Below are 1,587 nucleotides of genomic sequence, written 5' to 3'. Positions count from 1 at the left end.
AGGCCGGGTCGACCCCGGCGGCCAGGGCCGGGGCCGTCTCCTCCCGGACCACCGCGACCACGTCCCGGCGTACGCCCTCGGCGCCGGACCGGTCGGCCGCGTGCTGCTCGGCCAGCCGCCGCAGCCCGGCCCGGAAGGAGGGGTCCAGCGTCAGCTCGGCCAGCTCCACCCACGCCTCGATCTGGCCGTCGTCCGGGTCCTCGGGCAGCTCCGGGGTGAGCGACCGCCGGATTCCCGCGAACCCCGGATCGGTCAGGCCACCGAACGCGGCGTCGAGCAGGTCGTCGACCAGCCGCCGGCGCTCGCGCGCGGCCAGGCCGGCCAGCCGGTGCAGCAGGTCGGCCCGGTCCGGTGCGGCACCCCGCCGGGCGATCACGGTCAGCACCGCGCGACGCGACCGCAGCAGGCGGATCTGGGCGGTCAACGCGTCCGCGTGCGCCGAGGCGACCTCGGGCAGGGTGATCTCCCGGGCCACCACCCGGCGCACGGTGGGCAGGTCCACGCCCAGCTCACGCAGCGTCCGGACCAGGTCAAGCCGGGTCACCGCCTCCGGGCCGTAGCGGCGGTGGCCGGTCGGCCCCCGGTCGGTGGGCGGCACGACGCCCCGGTCGGACCAGAACCTGATGGTCTTCACCGGCACCCCGGTCCGCCGGGCCAGGTCGCCGATCGAGTAGCGCTCGCCATCGTCCATGCCGCCCAGCCTCGCGCCTCCCCCCGGTGGAGGCGCAAGCCCATCGACACTTCCCGGTTAGGCGTGCCTTACCAGGTCAGTTAAGGTAAGGCGTACCTAATACCGAGAGGCGAACACCCCCGTGACCACCGTCGCCGTCCGGCCCGCGCGGGCCGACGCCCCCGCCCGCCGCGGCACCCCCCGCCGCGTCGCGGTCACCCTGGCGGCGGCGCTCCTGCTCCTCGTCGCCCTGCTGGCCAGCCTGGCGCTGGGCAGCCGCCACCTCCCGGTGGACCAGGTGTGGCACGCGCTGGTGGCCCCGGACGACGGCGACGCGACCACCGTGGTCCGCGAGCTGCGGCTGCCGCGTACCGCCCTGGGCCTGGTCGTCGGCCTGGCCCTGGCGCTGGCCGGCGTGCTGTTCCAGGCGGTCACCCGCAACCCGCTCGCCGAGCCGCGCATCCTCGGCGTCAGCGCCGGAGCCTCCTTCGGCGTGGTGCTGGCCATCGCCGTGTTCGGCGTGAGCACGCTCGCCGGGTACGTCTGGTTCGGCATCGCCGGCGCGCTGCTCGCCGGGCTGCTCGTGTTCGCCGTCGCCAACCGCACCCGCGAGGGCGCCAGCCCGGTCACCCTCGCGCTCGTCGGCGCCGCGCTCGACGCCGGTCTCGGCGCGGTCGTGTACGCGCTGCTCAGCATCGACGCCCGCACCTTCGAGGAGTACCGCTTCTGGGTGGTCGGCGGGCTCACCGGGCGGGACGTGGGGGTGGCCGGGCAGGTGCTGCCGTTCGTGCTGGCCGGGGTGCTGCTCGCCGCGCTGGCCGCCCGAGGGCTGGACGCGCTCGCCCTCGGCGACGACGTCGCCCGGGGGCTGGGCCACCGGGTCGCCCTGGTCCGATTGGCCGCCGGCGGGGGCGGGG

2 protein-coding genes are annotated in these 1,587 nt (G+C 76.9%); one reads left to right on the top strand and one right to left on the bottom strand.

The annotated features are described in order from the left end of the window. Positions 1-691, bottom strand: a 691-nt coding sequence (locus HUW36_RS32465; protein WP_174531537.1) for a MerR family transcriptional regulator, incomplete at its 3' end; no start/stop codon positions are given. Positions 692-812: 121 nt separating this feature from the next. Between HUW36_RS32465 and HUW36_RS32460 the strand changes: the two genes are divergently transcribed. Continuing rightward, positions 813-1,587: FecCD family ABC transporter permease (locus HUW36_RS32460; RefSeq protein WP_174531536.1), on the top strand; the 775-nt coding region annotated here is incomplete at its 3' end.

The organism is Micromonospora maritima, assembly GCF_902825405.1.
Classification (GTDB): Bacteria; Actinomycetota; Actinomycetes; order Mycobacteriales; family Micromonosporaceae; genus Micromonospora; species Micromonospora maritima.
The sequence above is the reverse complement of the archived record's forward strand: the minus strand, read 5'-3'. Positions and strand labels throughout refer to the sequence as shown.